17 protein-coding genes are annotated in these 17,336 nt (G+C 59.8%); 7 read left to right on the top strand and 10 right to left on the bottom strand.

The features are described from left to right. Positions 1-3 precede the first annotated feature (3 nt). Complete coding sequence (locus TU82_RS18255) at positions 4-648, top strand: DUF1120 domain-containing protein (RefSeq protein ID WP_057724670.1); 645 nt, start codon at positions 4-6, stop codon at positions 646-648. Here the strand turns inward: TU82_RS18255 and TU82_RS18250 are convergent. Then, on the bottom strand, positions 645-1,910 hold the full coding sequence (locus TU82_RS18250; RefSeq protein WP_057724669.1) for a CynX/NimT family MFS transporter: 1,266 nt from the start codon (positions 1,908-1,910) through the stop codon (positions 645-647). The two genes, TU82_RS18255 and TU82_RS18250, sit on opposite strands and share 4 nt — an antisense overlap. A 220-nt stretch (positions 1,911-2,130) precedes the next feature. On the opposite strand from TU82_RS18250, the gene TU82_RS18245 reads away from it, so the two are divergent. Both TU82_RS18245 and TU82_RS18240 read left to right on the top strand, forming a co-directional pair. Then, the gene (locus TU82_RS18245; protein WP_057724668.1) at positions 2,131-2,442 is read left to right on the top strand and encodes a type II toxin-antitoxin system MqsR family toxin; all 312 of its coding nucleotides are present in this window, start codon (positions 2,131-2,133) and stop codon (positions 2,440-2,442) included. Next, entirely contained in the window at positions 2,439-2,933 is a 495-nt protein-coding gene (locus tag TU82_RS18240) for a type II toxin-antitoxin system MqsA family antitoxin (RefSeq protein WP_057724667.1), read from the top strand. Before TU82_RS18245 ends, TU82_RS18240 begins: the two co-directional genes overlap by 4 nt. A gap of 58 nt (positions 2,934-2,991) precedes the next feature. Here TU82_RS18240 and TU82_RS18235 read toward each other — a convergent pair whose 3' ends face one another. The 4 genes from TU82_RS18235 to TU82_RS18220 all read right to left on the bottom strand — a co-directional run bounded on the left by TU82_RS18235 (position 2,992) and on the right by TU82_RS18220 (position 7,161). Further along, positions 2,992-3,756, bottom strand: a complete 765-nt coding sequence (locus TU82_RS18235; RefSeq protein ID WP_003171943.1) for an amino acid ABC transporter ATP-binding protein — start codon at positions 3,754-3,756, stop codon at positions 2,992-2,994. A gap of 11 nt (positions 3,757-3,767) precedes the next feature. Further along, positions 3,768-4,865: an amino acid ABC transporter permease gene (locus TU82_RS18230; RefSeq protein ID WP_016978216.1), complete on the bottom strand. Its 1,098-nt coding sequence runs from the start codon at positions 4,863-4,865 to the stop codon at positions 3,768-3,770. Between the two features lie 10 nt (positions 4,866-4,875). Continuing rightward, complete coding sequence (locus tag TU82_RS18225; RefSeq protein WP_057724666.1) at positions 4,876-6,057, bottom strand: amino acid ABC transporter permease; 1,182 nt, start codon at positions 6,055-6,057, stop codon at positions 4,876-4,878. Between the two features lie 72 nt (positions 6,058-6,129). Further along, the gene (locus TU82_RS18220; RefSeq protein WP_016978213.1) at positions 6,130-7,161 is read right to left on the bottom strand and encodes an amino acid ABC transporter substrate-binding protein; all 1,032 of its coding nucleotides are present in this window, start codon (positions 7,159-7,161) and stop codon (positions 6,130-6,132) included. Between the two features lie 345 nt (positions 7,162-7,506). Here TU82_RS18220 and TU82_RS18215 point away from each other — a divergent pair, with 345 nt between their 5' ends. Both TU82_RS18215 and rhlB read left to right on the top strand, forming a co-directional pair. Continuing rightward, a complete protein-coding gene (locus TU82_RS18215) occupies positions 7,507-8,163 on the top strand; it encodes an alpha/beta hydrolase (protein WP_057724665.1) in 657 nt (218 codons plus the stop codon). Positions 8,164-8,258: 95 nt separating this feature from the next. Further along, positions 8,259-9,719: an ATP-dependent RNA helicase RhlB gene (gene rhlB, locus TU82_RS18210; protein ID WP_057724664.1), complete on the top strand. Its 1,461-nt coding sequence runs from the start codon at positions 8,259-8,261 to the stop codon at positions 9,717-9,719. A 145-nt stretch (positions 9,720-9,864) separates the two neighbouring features. On the opposite strand, the gene moaE is transcribed toward rhlB, so the two are convergent. The 5 genes from moaE to TU82_RS18185 all read right to left on the bottom strand — a co-directional run bounded on the left by moaE (position 9,865) and on the right by TU82_RS18185 (position 14,039). After that, positions 9,865-10,314: a molybdopterin synthase catalytic subunit MoaE gene (moaE, locus tag TU82_RS18205; RefSeq protein WP_057724663.1), complete on the bottom strand. Its 450-nt coding sequence runs from the start codon at positions 10,312-10,314 to the stop codon at positions 9,865-9,867. A 2-nt stretch (positions 10,315-10,316) separates the two neighbouring features. After that, on the bottom strand, positions 10,317-10,559 hold the full coding sequence (gene moaD / locus TU82_RS18200; RefSeq protein WP_057724662.1) for a molybdopterin converting factor subunit 1: 243 nt from the start codon (positions 10,557-10,559) through the stop codon (positions 10,317-10,319). Next, positions 10,556-11,029, bottom strand: a complete 474-nt coding sequence (moaC, locus tag TU82_RS18195; protein WP_057724661.1) for a cyclic pyranopterin monophosphate synthase MoaC — start codon at positions 11,027-11,029, stop codon at positions 10,556-10,558. Before moaC ends, moaD begins: the two co-directional genes overlap by 4 nt. A 150-nt stretch (positions 11,030-11,179) precedes the next feature. Beyond that, positions 11,180-12,574 (bottom strand): PhoH family protein, encoded by a 1,395-nt coding sequence (locus TU82_RS18190; RefSeq protein WP_057724660.1) that lies wholly within the window; start codon positions 12,572-12,574, stop codon positions 11,180-11,182. A gap of 340 nt (positions 12,575-12,914) precedes the next feature. After that, positions 12,915-14,039 (bottom strand): polysaccharide deacetylase family protein, encoded by a 1,125-nt coding sequence (locus tag TU82_RS18185; protein WP_057724659.1) that lies wholly within the window; start codon positions 14,037-14,039, stop codon positions 12,915-12,917. Positions 14,040-14,283: 244 nt separating this feature from the next. On the opposite strand from TU82_RS18185, the gene yaaA reads away from it, so the two are divergent. After that, the gene (gene yaaA, locus TU82_RS18180) at positions 14,284-15,063 is read left to right on the top strand and encodes a peroxide stress protein YaaA (RefSeq protein WP_057724658.1); all 780 of its coding nucleotides are present in this window, start codon (positions 14,284-14,286) and stop codon (positions 15,061-15,063) included. An 876-nt stretch (positions 15,064-15,939) separates the two neighbouring features. Further along, positions 15,940-17,256, top strand: a complete 1,317-nt coding sequence (locus tag TU82_RS18175; protein WP_057724657.1) for a nucleotide sugar dehydrogenase — start codon at positions 15,940-15,942, stop codon at positions 17,254-17,256. Positions 17,257-17,336 lie beyond the last annotated feature (80 nt).

Genomic DNA, 17,336 nt, shown 5'->3' with positions numbered 1-17,336 from the left:
ACCATGAAGACCTGCGTCCTTTCCAGCCTGTTCTTGATTGCCACCGCCGAGTCGGCGTGGGCGGCTTCGACGGTGGACCTGAGCGTCCAAGGACTGATCACTCCCGCCGCGTGCCAGCCGCAACTGTCCGGCGGCGGCCTGATCGACTACGGCAAGATCGCCCGGCAAGACCTGAACCTGGACACCGCCACACGGCTGCCCGCCAAGACCCTGCACATCGGCATCGCCTGCAACGGCCCGACCCGCTATGCCCTGCGCATGCGCGACAACCGCGACGGCTCGGCCATGGTCAACAGTGAGATTTACTACGGGCTGGGGTTCGACAACAGCGGCAACCGCCTTGGGGTCTACTCCATGACCTTCGACCCTCGGCAGACCCAGGCGGGCAACACGCCGCAGCTCTACGGCACCGAGTCCACCACCGGTGGCCTGGCGTGGCGCACCTCCAACCTCAACCCCATCGACATCGGTTCCAGAAGCTACCTGGGCTTTACCGCCGTTGAAGGCAGCGTCAGCGGGCCCACGGCCATCGGTGTCCTGGGCGGCATCGTCACGGTGCAGACCGTGATCAATGCCCGGCAGAACCTGGACCTGAGCGTGGACACCCCACTCGATGGCTCGGCCACGCTGGAAGTGGTGTACCTCTAAACGGGCTCGCCGGTGACTTGCACGTAGCGCGCACGTCCGGCACCGAGGCCCGCGACGATGGCACCCAGGCCGATCACGGCGAAGATCCAGCCGATGGCTGTCCAGCCGCCGGTCCAGTCATGCACCAGGCCGACCGCGAACGGGCCGAGAGACGCCAGGGTGTAACCGATGCCCTGAGCCATGCTCGACAGGTTGGCCGCCACGTGGGAATCGCGTGAGCGCAACACGATCAAGGTCAGCGCCAGGCTGAAGGTACCGCCCTGCCCCAGGCCCAATACAATCGCCCAACCCCACAAGCCCTCCAGCGGTGCGTAAAGACAACCGAACAAACCGCCCAGGGTCAGCAGCATCACCACCACGATTGCCAGGCGCTGGTCCTTGCCCCGGGTGGCGAGCCAGGGGGCGGCAAGCGAACTGAGCAGTTGCACGATGATCGAGCCGGATAATGCCAACCCGGCCTCGGTGGCACTCAGGCCGCGTCCGATCAGGATCGAGGGCAACCAGCCGAACACGATGTAGGCCAGCGAAGATTGCAGCCCCATGTAAAGCGTGACCTGCCAGGCCAGTGGGTCGCGCAGCAAACCCTTTACACGATAAGCAACGCGGTGGCTGCCGTGCTGTTGGCCGACCTGCGGCAACCAGACCAACGCCGCCGCCAGCGCCGGCAGCATCCAGAAGCCCAGGCCAATGTTCCAACTGTCACCGAAGTAGTGGCTCAACGGCACGGTAGCACCCGCTGCCATCGCGGCGCCCAGGCACAACGCCATGGTGTAGACCCCGGTCATGGTCCCGGCCTGCCTGGCGAAATCACGCTTGACGATGCCCGGCAACAGCACGCCGATAATGCCGATGCTCGCGCCGGCAATCAGGCTGCCGAGGAACAGGCCCACTTCACCGAACGAACTGCGCAGGATGATCCCGGCGGCCAGGGTCAGCAGAATGCCCAACACCACGCGCTCGGCGCCAAAACGTCGCGCCAGCAGTGGCGCGGTCGGCGCGAACAGGCCCAGGCACAGCACCGGCAAGGTGGTCAGCAACCCGGCCTTGACGGCCGACAAGCCCAGGCTGCCGGAGACTTGCGCCAGCAGCGGCGACAGGCTCGACAACGCCGGGCGCAGGTTCAGCGCCACCAGGACCAGGCCGAGCAACAGCAACCAGGGGCGAGCCACGCCCGGCTGCGCGTGTTGCACCGCCTCGTCGTCGGCCTCGGCGTCAATCAGCAGCTCTTCAAGTTCAGTCTTGCGTCGGGTTTCAGGGTTCATTGATCAACTGCCGGCAGAGGGATTTGGCGCGTTGCGGGTCTTGCCGAGCGCAGTGCCTGCAGATCGCTTGCAGTACGGCCACTCACAGGATGAATTTTCCCACAGGCTATTCGGAGCTGCCTACAAAGGCAACGCACTAGGGTTCTTGGGCAGGGAAAGGAGCAGTATTTTCGATTGGTAAAATTACCCTCAGAGGGTAATTATTGGACTCAGGTGTCTTATGGAAAAGTACACACCTCATTACGATTTGGCGGTGATAAAAGCGGATGTCAGGCGGCTTGGAAGCAGAGCGTTTACCAGGACAGCAAAGGAATCCAGCGAGCATCTCGGCTTTAGTATCGAGGATATGCAGAGCGTCATTTACGAACTGAGAAACAGGATGCTGTACAAGTCGATGACGACCTATGGGGATCATCGAACCTGGCAAGACGTGTATTACACGCATGCAAAAAACAGGGAGATTTACATCAAGGTCACTTACCGCCCAAACGGTAGACCGCCGGTAATCTCCTTCAAGGAGAGACAATCATGAAAAAAACCGAGCTTTGCTACATCTGCGGCGCCCCAGATGCATTGAGTTACTTTGAGGGCCGCAGCGAAACCATCCGCATCAAAGGCATGGAGCGCCAGGTCGACAATCTTTCAGGCTGGGAATGCAAGGTATGCGGCGACAGTTTCTGGGACCCGGACAACGACAGCACAGATCGATACGACGCGGCAAAGGCTGAACTGGCCCTCGCCGCCCGGAAAATGATCGGCGCCGAGATCAAACGCATCCGCCGCAAGCTTCACCTTACGCAAAAAGAGGCCGTGGATTTGCTGTCCGGCGTCGGCCACAACGCATTCTCTCGCTACGAACGCGGCGAACTGGCCGCCCCAAGGTCCCTGGTGATCCTGATGCGGCTATTGGATCGCCACCCGCATTTGCTGGCGGACACAAAAGTCCTGGCCGAAGGTGCTGATTTGCGTGGCGCCTTCACCTATACCGTCCATGACGAGGCCGAAACGCTGAAAGCCTCGTAAACCCAAAAAAACAAACCCGGCGCCAGGGCCGGGTTTGTTTTCAAGCATCATCCACCGATCAATGCAAAATCTGGCTCAGGAACAACTTGGTCCGATCATTCTGCGGGTTATCGAAGAAGTCATTCGGCGCCGCCTGCTCCACGATCTCGCCCTTGTCCATGAAGATCACGCGGTTGGCCACGGTGCGCGCAAAGCCCATCTCGTGGGTGACGCACAACATGGTCATGCCGTCTTCGGCCAGGCCGATCATGGTGTCCAGAACCTCTTTCACCATCTCAGGGTCCAGCGCCGACGTCGGCTCGTCGAACAGCATAATTTTGGGTTTCATGCACAGCGCGCGGGCAATTGCCACGCGCTGTTGCTGGCCGCCTGAAAGCTGCCCCGGAAACTTGTGGGCCTGCTCCGGAATGCGCACGCGTTCAAGATAATGCATGGCAATTTCCTCGGCCTTGCGCTTGGGCATCTTGCGCACCCACATCGGTGCCAGCGTGCAGTTCTGCAGGATGGTCAGGTGCGGGAACAGGTTGAAGTGCTGGAACACCATGCCGACTTCACGGCGGATCGCTTCGATCTGCTTCAAATCGTTGGTCAGTTCCACGCCATCGACCACGATGCGGCCCTGCTGGTGCTCTTCCAGGCGGTTGAGGCAGCGGATGGTGGTGGACTTGCCCGACCCCGACGGCCCGCACAGCACGATACGCTCGCCCTGCTTGACGTTGAGGTTGATGTCTTTCAATACGTGGAACTGGCCGTACCACTTGTTGACGCCCTGCATCTGGATAATGCCTTCAGGGCTCACAGGCTGTTTGATCGCTTCGCTCATCACATCAACTCCTAACGCTTGTGGCCTGTGTCGAGCTTGTGTTCCAAATGAATGGAATAGCGCGACATACCAAAACAGAAAATCCAGAACACCAGGGCGGCGAACACGTAGCCTTCGGTGGCCATGCCCAACCATTTGGGGTCGGCGGCGGCTTGCTTGACGCTGTTGAGCAGGTCGAACAGGCCGATGATGATCACAAGGCTGGTGTCCTTGAACAACGCGATAAACGTATTGACGATGCCGGGGATCACCATCTTCAGCGCCTGCGGCAGGATCACCAGGCCCATGCTGCGCCAGTAACCCAGGCCCATCGCCGCGGCCGCTTCGTACTGGCCCTTGGGAATCGCCTGCAAGCCACCGCGCACCACTTCGGCCACGTAGGCCGACTGGAACAGGATCACGCCGATCAATGCGCGCAGCAGCTTGTCGATGCCCATGCCTTCAGGCAGGAACAGCGGCAGCATCACCGAAGACATGAACAACACCGTGATCAACGGCACGCCGCGCCAGAATTCGATGAAGGTCACGCAGACCACCCGAATCGCCGGCATGTTCGAGCGCCGCCCCAACGCCAGCATGATGCCCAGCGGCAACGCGCCGGCAATGCCCACGGTGGCGATGACCAGGGTCAGCATCAAGCCGCCCCATTGGCTGGTGGCCACGTTGGTCAGCCCGAACGCGCCGCCGTGCAACAGGAAGAACGCGATGATCGGGTACAGCACCAGAAAGCTCAGGCCGTAGACCGCCTTGCGCTGGAAACGCGAGATGAACAACGGCGCCACGCCAACGATGGCCAGCCACACGGTGAGGTCCACCCGCCAGCGCAGGTCGCCGGGGTAGTAGCCGTACATGAACTGCCCGAAGCGCTGTTGGATGAACACCCAGCAGGCGCCCTCCTTGGTGCAATCGGCGCGGGTGGTACCGACCCAGTTGGCATCGATGATCGCCCAGCTGAGGATCGGCGGCACCACCAGGTAGATCAGGTAGAACGCCAGCAAGGTCAGCAGCGTGTTGAGCCAGCTGGAGAACAGGTTGGCGCGCATCCATGCCATCGGCCCGAAGACTTTGTTCGGCGGCGGCATATCCGGTTTGAATGTATGTGAACTCATGGGCGTTTCCTCACCGCTCGATCAGCGCAATGCGCTTGTTGTACCAGTTCATCAGCAGGGAAATGCTGATGCTGATCGCCAGGTACACGCTCATGGTGATGGCAATGACTTCGATCGCCTGGCCGGTCTGGTTGAGCACCGTGCCGGCAAACAGCGAAACCATTTCCGGGTAACCGATACCGGCGGCCAGCGACGAATTTTTCGCCAGGTTCAGGTATTGGCTGGTCAGCGGCGGAATGATCACCCGCAACGCTTGCGGGATGATGACCTTGCGCAGCGTCGGCCCGGGGCGCAGGCCCAGGGAGCGCGCGGCTTCGGTCTGGCCGTGGCTGACCGACTTGATGCCCGAACGCACGATCTCGGCGATAAACGCTGCCGTGTAGACGGTCAGCGCCAGGGTCAACGCGAGCAGTTCGGGAATCAGTACCCAGCCGCCGACGAAGTTGAAACCTTGCAGCTTGGGCATTTCCCAGTGCAGCGGTGCACCAAAGATCAACGCGCACAGCGTCGGGATCACGATGAACAGCGCCAGGCCCGCCCAGAACTTATGAAACGGAACACCGGTGGCTTCAAAGCGCTTGTTGGCCCAACGCGTCATCAGCACGATGGCCGCAATGGCAACCACGACGCTGACCACAAACGGCCAGAACCCGTCAGCGGCAAGCGCCGCCGGCATATTCAGGCCACGGCTGCTGACAAAGAAGGTATCGCCGAAATTGTGACTGTTACGCGGCCCCGGCATGGTCAGGAACACCGCGAAGTACCAGAACAGGATCTGCAGCAGCGGCGGAATGTTGCGGAACACTTCCACATACACAGTCGCCAGCTTGTTGATCATCCAGTTCGGCGACAGCCGCGCCACGCCAATGACGAACCCGAGCAGTGTCGCCAGGATTACGCCGATAAAGGTCACCAGCAAGGTGTTGAGCAGACCGATCACAAACACCCGGGCATAACTGTCCGACTCGGTGTAATCGATCAAATGCTGCGCGATGCCGAAGCCGGCACTGCGCTCAAGAAAGTCGAACCCCGAGGTGATGCCTCGGTGCTGCAGGTTGGTCTGGGTATTGTTGAAGAGGTACCAGCCCAGCGAGACCACCGCCACAATCGTGATGATCTGGAAGAGCCACGCACGCACTTTGGGATCGCTGAAGCTGAGCTTCTGCTTGGGTGCGCCGATTTGATTTTGCATGAAGTGCCCCGAAAAGAATGGAACAGAACATCACCCGGCGGTTGGCCCACCGGGTGACAGAACCATCAGCGATCAGCGCACAGGGGGTGCGTATTGAATGCCGCCGTTGTTCCACAGTGCGTTCAGGCCACGGTCGATTTCCAGCGGGGTGCTCTTGCCCAGGTTGCGCTCGAACACTTCGCCGTAGTTACCCACTTGCTTGACGATCTGCACGACCCAGTCTTTCTTCACTTTCAGGTCTTTGCCGTATTCGCCGTCGGCACCGAGCAGACGAGCAACGTCCGGGTTCTTGGTGGACTTGGCTTCAGCTTCGACGTTTTTGGAGGTGATACCGGCTTCTTCAGCGTTGAGCATGGCGTAGCCTACCCAGCGCACGATAGCCAGCCACTCGTCGTCGCCGTTACGCACGACCGGGCCCAGGGGCTCCTTGGAAATGGTTTCCGGCAGAACGACGTAGTCCTTCGGTGCGGCCAGCTTGCTGCGCTGGGCGAACAGTTGGGACTTGTCGGAGGTCAACACGTCGCAACGCCCGGACTCCAGCGACTTGGCGCTTTCATCGGAGGTGTCGAAGGTGATCGGGGTGTACTTGAGGTTGTTGCCACGGAAGTAGTCGGAAACGTTCAGTTCGGTGGTGGTACCGGCCTGGATGCAGATGGTTGCGCCGTCCAGCTCCTTGGCGCTCTTCACGCCCAGCTTGTTGTTAACCAGGAAACCGATGCCGTCATAGTAGGTGATGAAGCCTGGGAATTTCAGGCCCATGCCCGCATCGCGGGAGCTGGTCATGGTGGTGTTGCGCGACAGGATGTCGACTTCGCCGGACTGCAGCGCGGTGAAACGCTCCTTGGCGTTCAACTGGCTGAATTTGACCTTGGTCGCGTCACCGAAAACGGCAGCGGCCACAGCGCGGCACACATCAGCGTCGATCCCGAGGATCTTGCCGCTGGCATCCGGCACCGAGAAACCCGGCAGGCCGTCACTCACGCCACATTGCACGAAGCCTTTCTTCTGCACCGCGTCCAGGGTGGCGCCAGCCTGGGCAAAACCACTGACACCCAATACAGCGGCCGCGGTCACGATGGCCAGGGTGGATTTCAATACCTTCATTCAAACCTCCAGTTGCTCTTGTTGTGTCGGAGCTCCGACCTCAGCGCACCCTTATGAGGCGATATCGACCCGTGTTGGCTTTTTTTGGGGTCAAGCAGCATGAGATCTTTGCGGTAATTCCAGTTGCTTTCCCACAAGCGGCAGTCACTGATAGTGTTACCGTCCTAGGAGAGTTCTGACATCGACCTACACATAGCAAGGCCCGTACCAGAGTGCTGGCTGAGTCGCTGAGCGCCCTGTTCTATGGCAAAAGATTCAACCTTGCGACATTCTCTTAACAGATCAACCTGTCGCGCACCGTTGCGACGCACCCAATCGGAGCGCCTGCACATCTATGGAGCAAACATGACCGAACCCTTGATTCTAGAGCCCACCAAGTCCGCAGACGCCTGCGTTATCTGGCTGCATGGCCTGGGCGCCGATCGCTACGACTTCCTGCCGGTGGCCGAACTGCTGCAGGAAACATTAATGACCACCCGCTTCGTTTTGCCCCAGGCGCCCAACCGCCCGGTGACAATAAATGGTGGCTACGAGATGCCAAGCTGGTACGACATCAGGGCCATGAGTCCGGCCCGTTCGATCAGCCTGGAAGAGCTGGACGCCTCCACCGAAATGGTCATGGACTTGATCGAGGCGCAGAAGAGGCGCGGGATAGACGCTTCGCGCGTTTTCCTGGCTGGCTTCTCCCAGGGCGGCGCAGTGGTTTTCCACACAGCGTTTAAACAATGGCAGGGCCCGCTGGGTGGCGTGATCGCCCTCTCCACTTACGCGCCGACCTTCGATGACGAGCTGGAATTATCCGCCAGCCAGCAACGCATTCCGGCCCTGTGCCTGCACGGCCAGCACGACGAGGTGGTGCAGAACGCCATGGGCCGCAGCGCCTTCGAGCATTTGAAGAGCCGTAGTGTCACCGTGACATGGCAGGAATACCCAATGGGTCACGAAGTGTTACCCCAGGAGATACACGATATCGGCACCTGGCTGGCTGAGCGCCTGCGCTGATCCCCGCGTTCATGTAGTTGTATGACAGACGCACTACGCCGCGCCCGATTCTTGCATTACACTGGCCGGCGTACATTCCTTAACCAATTAATGAGATGACCGTGCTCAAAGCACTCAAGAAGATGTTCGGCAAAAGCGAGGCTGAGCCGCTCGCGCCAGTTCCCAGTGCTCCCGTCCCGCCAACCGGCAGCCGCAATGACGGCAGGCAGCCCGCCCGGACGGCACCCGTTGCCCAGCCGAAGGTGACAGCGCCGGAACAGGCAAAACCGGTTGAAGTCGCTGCCGCGCCAGTCGCGCCAAAGCCTCGCCGCGAACACGCCCCGAAGCCGGTCGTCATCCCGTGGAAGCTCGAAGACTTCATCGTCGAGCCCCAGGAAGGCAAGACCCGCTTCCACGACTTCGACCTGGCCCCGGAACTGATGCACGCCATCCAGGACCTGGGCTTCCCGTACTGCACGCCGATCCAGGCGCAGGTGCTGGGCTTCACCCTGGCGGGTAAAGACGCCATCGGCCGCGCCCAGACCGGCACCGGCAAGACCGCCGCGTTCCTGATCTCGATCATCACCCAGCTGCTGCAGACGCCGCCGCCCAAAGAACGCTACATGGGTGAGCCGCGCGCACTGATCATCGCCCCGACCCGGGAGCTGGTGGTGCAGATCGCCAAGGACGCCGCCGACCTGACCAAGTATACCGGCCTCAACGTGATGACCTTCGTTGGCGGCATGGACTTCGACAAGCAGCTCAAGCACCTCGAAGCCCGCCACTGCGACATCCTGGTCGCCACCCCGGGCCGCCTGCTCGACTTCAACCAGCGCGGCGACGTGCACCTGGACATGGTCGAAGTGATGGTGCTGGACGAAGCCGACCGCATGCTCGACATGGGTTTCATCCCGCAAGTGCGCCAGATCATTCGCCAGACCCCGCCAAAAGCCGAGCGCCAGACCCTGCTGTTCTCCGCCACCTTCACCGAAGACGTGATGAACCTCGCCAAGCAGTGGACCACCGACCCGTCCATCGTCGAGATCGAAGCGCTCAACGTCGCCAGCGAAAACGTCGAGCAGCACATCTATGCCGTGGCCGGTGCCGACAAGTACAAGCTGCTCTACAACCTGATCAACGACAACGGTTGGGAGCGCGTGATGGTGTTCGCCAACCGCAAGGACGAAGTGCGCCGCATCGAAGAACGCCTGGTGCGCGATGGCGTCAACGCCGCGCAGTTGTCAGGCGATGTGCCGCAGCACAAGCGCATCAAGACCCTGGAAGGGTTCCGCGAAGGCAAGATCCGCGTGCTGGTGGCCACCGACGTGGCCGGGCGCGGCATTCACATCGACGGCATCAGCCACGTGATCAACTTCACCCTGCCGGAAGTGCCGGACGACTATGTGCACCGTATCGGTCGTACCGGGCGTGCCGGGGCTGCGGGTGTGTCGATCAGCTTTGCCGGGGAAGATGACTCGTATCAGTTGCCGTCGATCGAGACGTTGCTGGGGCGCAAGATCAGTTGTGAGACGCCGCCGACGCATTTGCTGCGCGCTGTAGAACGCAAGCGCCCTTAAGCTCAAATGCAATAAAAGTGTGGGAGGGGGCTTGCCCCCGATAGCGGTGGGTCAGCTAGACATAAGCTGGCTGATCCACCGTCATCGGGGGCAAGCCCCCTCCCACACTTTGATCTCTGCTGGTTTTGAGATTTGTCCTGGCTGGCTATTTCCAGCGATCTGCTGCCGAGTGATCACTGGCCCGCCCTTCAACCCAACGCGCACCTTCTGGCGTGGTCTCTTTCTTCCAAAACGGCGCTCGCGTCTTCAAGTAATCCATCACAAACGCACAGGCATCAAACGCCGCCTGACGATGCGCACTGGCCGCCGCCACAAACACAATCGGCTCACCCGGTTCCAGCGCGCCGATGCGATGCAGCACTTCCAGCTTGAGCAACGGCCAGCGCTGCTCGGCTTCCACGGCAATCTTGACCAAGGCCTTTTCGGTCATGCCAGGGTAATGCTCCAGAAACATCCCGGACACCTCGCGCCCATCATTGAAGTCGCGCACATAACCGACAAAACTCACCACCGCGCCCACGCCGACATTGGCGGCGTGCATCGCGTTGACTTCGGCGCCGGGATCAAAGGCCTCGTTCTGCACACGAATGGCCATGCTCAGCCTCCGGTCACGGGCGGGAAAAACGCGACTTCATCGCCGGCTTGCAGCGGTTCGTCGAGGCTGCACAGTTCCTGGTTGCGGGCGCACATCAGGCTGGTTTCGTTGAGCACCGCGAAGTCCGCTTCAGCCGCCAACGCTTGGCGCACGGCGTCGACGGTCGCGAACTCGCCTTCCATCTCCAGCGAATCCAAGCCAATCGCTTCGCTGTAACGCGCAAAAAACAATACGTTGATGCTCATGCCTGGTCCGCCTTGAAATGCCCGCTTTTGCCGCCGAGCTTTTCCAGCAGGCGAATATTTTCGATGGTCATGCCACGGTCCACGGCCTTGCACATGTCGTAGATCGTCAGCGCCGCGACGCTGGCGGCGGTCAATGCTTCCATCTCCACGCCGGTCTGCCCGGAGAGCTTGCAGCGCGCCAGGATATGCACCGCGTCCACGCCATCGGCGCGCAGTTCGACCTTAACGCCGGTGAGCATCAGCGGATGGCACAGGGGGATCAGGTCACTGGTTTTTTTCGCCGCCTGGATCCCGGCAATGCGGGCCACGGCAAACACGTCGCCCTTGGGGTGGGCGCCGTCGACAATCATTTTCAGGGTGGCGGGCAACATGCGCACCCGCGCTTCGGCCACGGCTTCACGGAACGTCACGGCTTTGTCGGTGACGTCGACCATATGGGCGCGGCCTTGGGAATCGAGATGAGTCAGCACAGCGATACTCCTGATCAGGAGCAGCGATTGTAAACCCAACACAGAAAAAATGTGGGAGGGGGCTTGCTCCCGATGGCGGTGGGTCAGTCAACAGAGATGTTGAATGCACCACCGTCATCGGGGGCAAGCCCCTCCCACATTGATCGCGTTTTAGAGGTGAGATTCGGCGTATTCGGCCAGAATCGAACGTGGCACGCCCTGCAGCGCGATATGCACGCCGTTCGGGAAATCCTTGAAGCGTTCCGTCAGGTAGGTCAGCCCGGAGCTGGTCGCGGACAGGTAAGGGGTGTCGATCTGTGCCAGGTTGCCCAGGCACACCACTTTGGAACCGGCGCCGGCACGGGTGATGATGGTTTTCATCTGGTGCGGGGTGAGGTTCTGGCATTCATCGATCAAAATCAGGCTCTGCTGGAAACTGCGGCCTCGAATGTAGTTGAGGGATTTGAACTGCAACGGCACTTTGCTGAGGATGTAGTCGACGCTGCCATGGGTGTTTTCGTCATCCATGTGCAAGGCTTCGAGGTTGTCGGTGATCGCCCCCAGCCACGGCTCCATTTTTTCCGCCTCGGTGCCGGGCAGAAAACCGATTTCCTGGTCCAGGCCCTGCACGCTGCGGGTGGCGATGATGCGGCGATAGCGCTTGGTCACCATGGTCTGTTCGATGGCGGCGGCCAGGGCGAGGATGGTCTTACCCGAGCCTGCGGCGCCGGTCAGGTTGACCAAGTGGATGTCCGGGTCGAGCAGCGCATACAACGCCAGGCTCTGGTAGATATCACGCGGTTTCAGGCCCCAGGCTTCCTGGTGCAACAGGGGTTCCTGATGCAGGTCGAGGATCAGCAGCTTGTCGACCTGGATCTCTTTGATCCAGCCCACGAAGCCCTGTTCGTCGACGATGAATTCATTGATATGCACCGCCGGCAGGTTGTCGATCAGCTGCACCTGATGCCAGGTACGCCCGTGATCCTGGCGGGTTTCGACCTTGCTGACGCGGTCCCAGAACGAGCCGGTCATCATGTGATAACCACGGGACAGCATCGACACGTCGTCGACCAGTTGGTCGGTACTGTAGTCCTCGGCCGCGATCCCACACGCTCGGGCCTTGAGGCGCATATTGATGTCTTTGGTCACCAGCACCACGCGCAGATCCTTGTCGCGCGCGTGCAGGTCGATCAATTGGTTGATGATCTTGTTGTCGTTGAGGTTTTCCGGAAGCAGGCTGTTGGGCTCGTTGCGCTTGCTCATCAGGATCGACAGCAACCCCTTGGGCCCGCTCTTGCCCCGCTGGATCGGCACGCCGACTTCAACGTCCTCGGGCGAGGCTTCGCCCAGGGTCTTGTCGATCAGGCGGATGGCCTGGCGGCATTCGGCGGCAACGCTGTGGTGGCCGCTTTTGAGTTTGTCCAGTTCCTCCAGCACGATCATGGGAATGGCGACGTGGTGTTCTTCAAAGTTAAGCAGTGCGTTTGGATCGTGAATCAGTACGTTGGTATCAAGCACATAAAGGATTGGCTGGTCGGAAGAAGGGGTGCGTCCATGATCATCCATACTCGGTCACCTTTGTGGGAGCCAGTCGACGCAATACCTGGGCGGTGCTGCGCCTCGATTCGACCACCGACTGCACCTTGAGTAAGGTCAAGTGCAGTGCCCACATGAGGAGTCTTGGAAGACGCCACCTGTGCTGCAGGTTTCGGCGGTCTGACTTCGTAATACCGCAAAACCCATGACAGGAAAAAGCACTTTGACGCTTTTTTGAAGTTTATTTTTCAGGATGACGAATAGCACTAGCCGAGTGTCAGGTACCCCGTTAAAGTCGGAAGTCCGCCTGCATCGAAATGTCGCGGAAAATCACCCCGAAAATCCCCCTCAACCAACAGGGCCGGGCATTTCATCGAAATGCTTCACGGCAGTCCTGCCAACCCAAGCCACTCTGCGCCGTCGACTGCAACACCATGGGCAGTGCCACCCGCGCCTTGTCCTGGGTGTCGTGAAACACCATCACCCCTTTGCGCCACAGCAGCATCAGCGTCAGCACCCGCTGCGCCGACTCCTCGGCCTTGAGCTTGCCCGGATCGTCCTGGGAATCGATGTCCCATAACGCCACTTGCAGACCTTGAGCCTGGAAGAATCCCTGGCTGTCCGCGCGCCGTTGCCCGTAAGGCGGGCGGAACAGCGGCAGGTAGTTTTCCGGCAGCAGGTTTTGCACCAGTGACGCGCTGCGGGTGATGGAATCCTGCCAGTCGACCCAATGGCTGTGCGAGCGATACTGCCACCCCTGGATCCCCACGCACTGCCCCTGATACAACGCCTGCACATCCGCAGCGGAACTGCGCTCCACACGGCTTTGCAGGCTGCTGCCAAGGGCAAAGAACGTGGCGTTCATCTTTTGCTTGCGCAGGTAATCGGCGAGCCAGTCCGTATTGCCGCCGACGGTTGCCGGGCCACCGTCGAAGGTCAGCAGGAACATGCGATCGTTGAGTTCGTCGCCATTGCGTTCGTGGTCGCCAAAGCGCGCCACTTCGCTGCTGATCTGCGGCAACAGCGCGGCCTTGCGCAGCAGTTCATCCAGATAGCGTTCGTGAAAGTGCCGGCTCGGGGCGGCCCAGCCTATATAGAAAGAGTCTTCACTGATCTCGAACTTGCCGGCCTGCTCGCGCAGGTCGTCCATGTTTTCCACCAGGTAGCAGAACGAAGCGTCTTCCTCGCAGCTTTGCTGGGCAAAGGTGTAGTTCTCCAACAGCCGTTGCCAGAGTTGGCGGCGCAGGTCGTCGATGGCGGCCAGGTTGATGATCTTCAGCCCCAGCCGCTGCTTGAGCGCGGTGTCGTCCTGGGCTTCGCTGGCGATCAAACCATGGGCAAACATGAGGATTTCCGCACGCGAGGCCACGTCGAACAGCGCCGGGCTGGCGAGTTTTTCCGGCCAGGTGGCGCGGTCGAGGCTGGCGACGTCCACCGGCGCCGCCTGGGCGGTGACGCCTAGCAGGCAAGCCGACAATAAAAGCGCTAATCGCACACGAGCTCTCCCTCTGCGAAGTTACCGCCCATCATAGCGGACTGCCCCGCCCTTTTTGTGTAGGAGCGAGCTTGCTCGCGAAAAACGTCTGGGCACCGCGTTTATTCAGCCTGCCAGCGTTATCGTTGACGACTTTCGCGAGCAAGCTCGCTTCTACACAAAAACCGGGGCCTATTGGCTTGATAGGTGGAGTCGAACGCTCCAACCCCATAGAATCGGGCCAACGATTCCAGGAGCCAACTTCATGCTGATGGTGATTTCCCCCGCCAAAACCCTCGACTTCGAGTCACCGCCGGTCACTGCGCGCTTCACCCAGCCGCAGTACCTGGACCACTCACAGGAACTGATCGAGCAACTGCGCGAACTGAGCCCGGCGCAGATCAGCGAGTTGATGCACGTCTCCGACAAGATCGGCGGCCTCAACGCCGCCCGCTTCAGCAGCTGGACGCCGGCCTTCACACCGGCCAACGCCAAGCAGGCGCTGCTGGCGTTCAAGGGTGACGTGTACACCGGCCTGAATGCCGAGACTTTCAGCGAGGCCGATTTCAGCTATGCCCAGGACCACCTGCGCATGCTCTCGGGCCTGTACGGCCTGCTGCGCCCGCTGGATTTGATGATGCCGTATCGCCTGGAGATGGGCACCAAGCTGAGCAATGCCCGTGGCAAGGACCTCTATGCATTCTGGGGCATGCGGATCAGCGAGTGGTTGAACGAAGCACTGGCGGCACAAGGCGACGACGTGTTGCTCAACCTGGCCTCCAACGAGTACTTCTCGGCGGTCAAGCGCACGGCCCTGAACGCGCGGATCATCAACACCGAGTTCAAGGACCTGAAGAACGGCCAGTACAAGATTATCAGCTTCTATGCGAAAAAAGCCCGGGGCATGATGAGTCGGTTTGTGATCGAGGAACGCATCAACGACCCGGCGAAGCTCAAGCAGTTCGATGTGCAGGGCTATCGCTTCAATGCGCAGCAGTCCAAGCCGGATAACCTGGTGTTTTTGCGCGATCACGCACCGGAATAAGGCCGTACAGACACGAATGATCAAATGTGGGAGGGGGCTTGCCCCCGATGGCGGAGTGTCAGTCACCGAAGTATTGACTGCTCCACCGCTATCGGGGGCAAGCCCCCTCCCACATTTGTTTGTATTTCAAATCTGGTAAAAGTCATTTATTTGGCGCCAGAAAAACATCCCGACACAACCCTAAAGATTTCTTCACTCGACATTCATCATTTTTTTTCGTAGTGGCACCATCTTTTTAATTCAGTAGTGGCACAAAACTATCCACTCGCACCAACTCCCCACAACTACTGGCTTAAATAGCAAGTGCTATCAATATACTACCAGTGCCATCTTTCCCAATATTTCAAGAAATTTCCGGAAACAGGATGAGCGGCCTGGAACTTCGTCCTGAAGCACCGCTCATACCACCGGTAACGAAATTCTCTGCTGCTGTAAGAGATGACTTACATAACGACCAATGGAAGCAGTCAAGTTGTCATAAAGCACTTTGACTCTATGGTCACAACATCAACTGATCGAGTTAAGGGTGGCGATAAGTACGCATTGCTATCCCCTACAGGCCAAGGAAGCGCTGACCTAAATGAGCCCGTGCAAAAACCCAAGGCATTGATAAAAAAGGCATTTTGCCTACATCCATACCTTGCCGCACCGGCGCCGGAGCCTTCCTCCAAGGAAGCACGGCTGCATTTCAGGGCAAGCCCCAATAATAAGGCCTGGTTGCGCACAACTTGAGTGCAATAGTTAGTCACTCGTTATTCAACATGCCTGTACGCGGTAAGTCGGCGTCTATTCGCCCAACTTTCGCGGCATCAGTGACGCTTGCAAACATGAACTCCGGCCATCTAATGGCATGATTTAAATACAGAGGTAATTGCGATGCGCATCAGCATATTTGGTTTGGGTTACGTTGGCGCCGTGTGTGCCGGTTGCCTGTCTGCTCGCGGCCACGAAGTGGTCGGCGTAGACATCTCCAAGGAAAAGATCGACCTGATCAATGCCGGTAAATCGCCGATCGTTGAACCGGGTCTGGGCGAGCTGTTGAGCCAGGGTATCCAGACTGGCCGACTGCGTGGCACCACCAACTTCGCCGAAGCCATTCGCGATACCGACCTGTCGATGATTTGCGTGGGCACGCCGAGCAAGAAAAACGGCGACCTGGAACTCAACTACATCGAATCGGTATGCCGCGAGATCGGTTTTGTCCTGCGCGACAAGACCACCCGCCACACCATCGTGGTGCGCAGCACCGTACTGCCGGGCACCGTGGCCAATGTGGTCATCCCGATCCTCGAAGACTGCTCGGGCAAGAAAGCCGGCGTCGACTTCGGCGTGGCGGTCAACCCGGAGTTCCTGCGTGAATCCACCGCCATCGCCGACTACGACCTGCCACCGATGACCGTTATCGGCGAGTTCGACACCGCCTCCGGCGATGTCCTGCAGTCGCTCTACGAAGAACTCGACGCGCCGATCATCCGCAAGGACATCGCCGTTGCCGAGATGATCAAGTACACCTGCAACGTGTGGCACGCCACCAAAGTCACCTTCGCCAACGAAATCGGCAACATCGCCAAGGCCGTCGGCGTCGATGGCCGTGAAGTGATGGACGTGGTGTGCCAGGACAAGACCCTCAACCTGTCCCAGTACTACATGCGCCCGGGTTTCGCTTTCGGCGGCTCGTGCCTGCCCAAAGACGTGCGTGCCCTGACCTACCGCGCCGGTTCCCTGGACGTGGAAGCGCCGCTGCTCAACTCGCTGATGCGCAGCAACGAGTCCCAGGTACAGAACGCCTTCGACATCGTCTCCAGCCACGACAAGCGCAAAGTCGCCCTGCTGGGCCTGAGCTTCAAGGCCGGTACCGACGACCTGCGTGAAAGCCCGTTGGTAGAGCTGGCGGAAATGCTGATCGGCAAGGGCTACGACCTGAGCATCTACGACAGCAACGTCGAGTACGCCCGGGTGCACGGTGCGAACAAGGACTACATCGAAGGCAAGATCCCCCACGTGTCGTCCCTGCTCAACTCGGATTTCGATGATGTGATCAACAACTCCGACGTGATCATCCTCGGTAACCGTGACGAGAAGTTCCGCGCCCTGGCGCACAACGCACCGGAAGGCAAGCAAGTGGTCGACCTGGTGGGCTTCATGTCCAAGGCCACCAGCGTGAGCGGCCGTACTGAAGGTATTTGCTGGTAACAGCAACGGCAAGTTTCAGGCTGCCAGCGGCTTACCCCAGCGCTGGCAGCCTGAAGCCTCCTCCCCTTCCGGATGACGCT

Source organism: Pseudomonas orientalis, assembly GCF_001439815.1.
Lineage (GTDB): Bacteria > Pseudomonadota > Gammaproteobacteria > Pseudomonadales > Pseudomonadaceae > Aquipseudomonas > Aquipseudomonas orientalis.
This window is presented reverse-complemented; position numbering and strand designations above follow the sequence as displayed.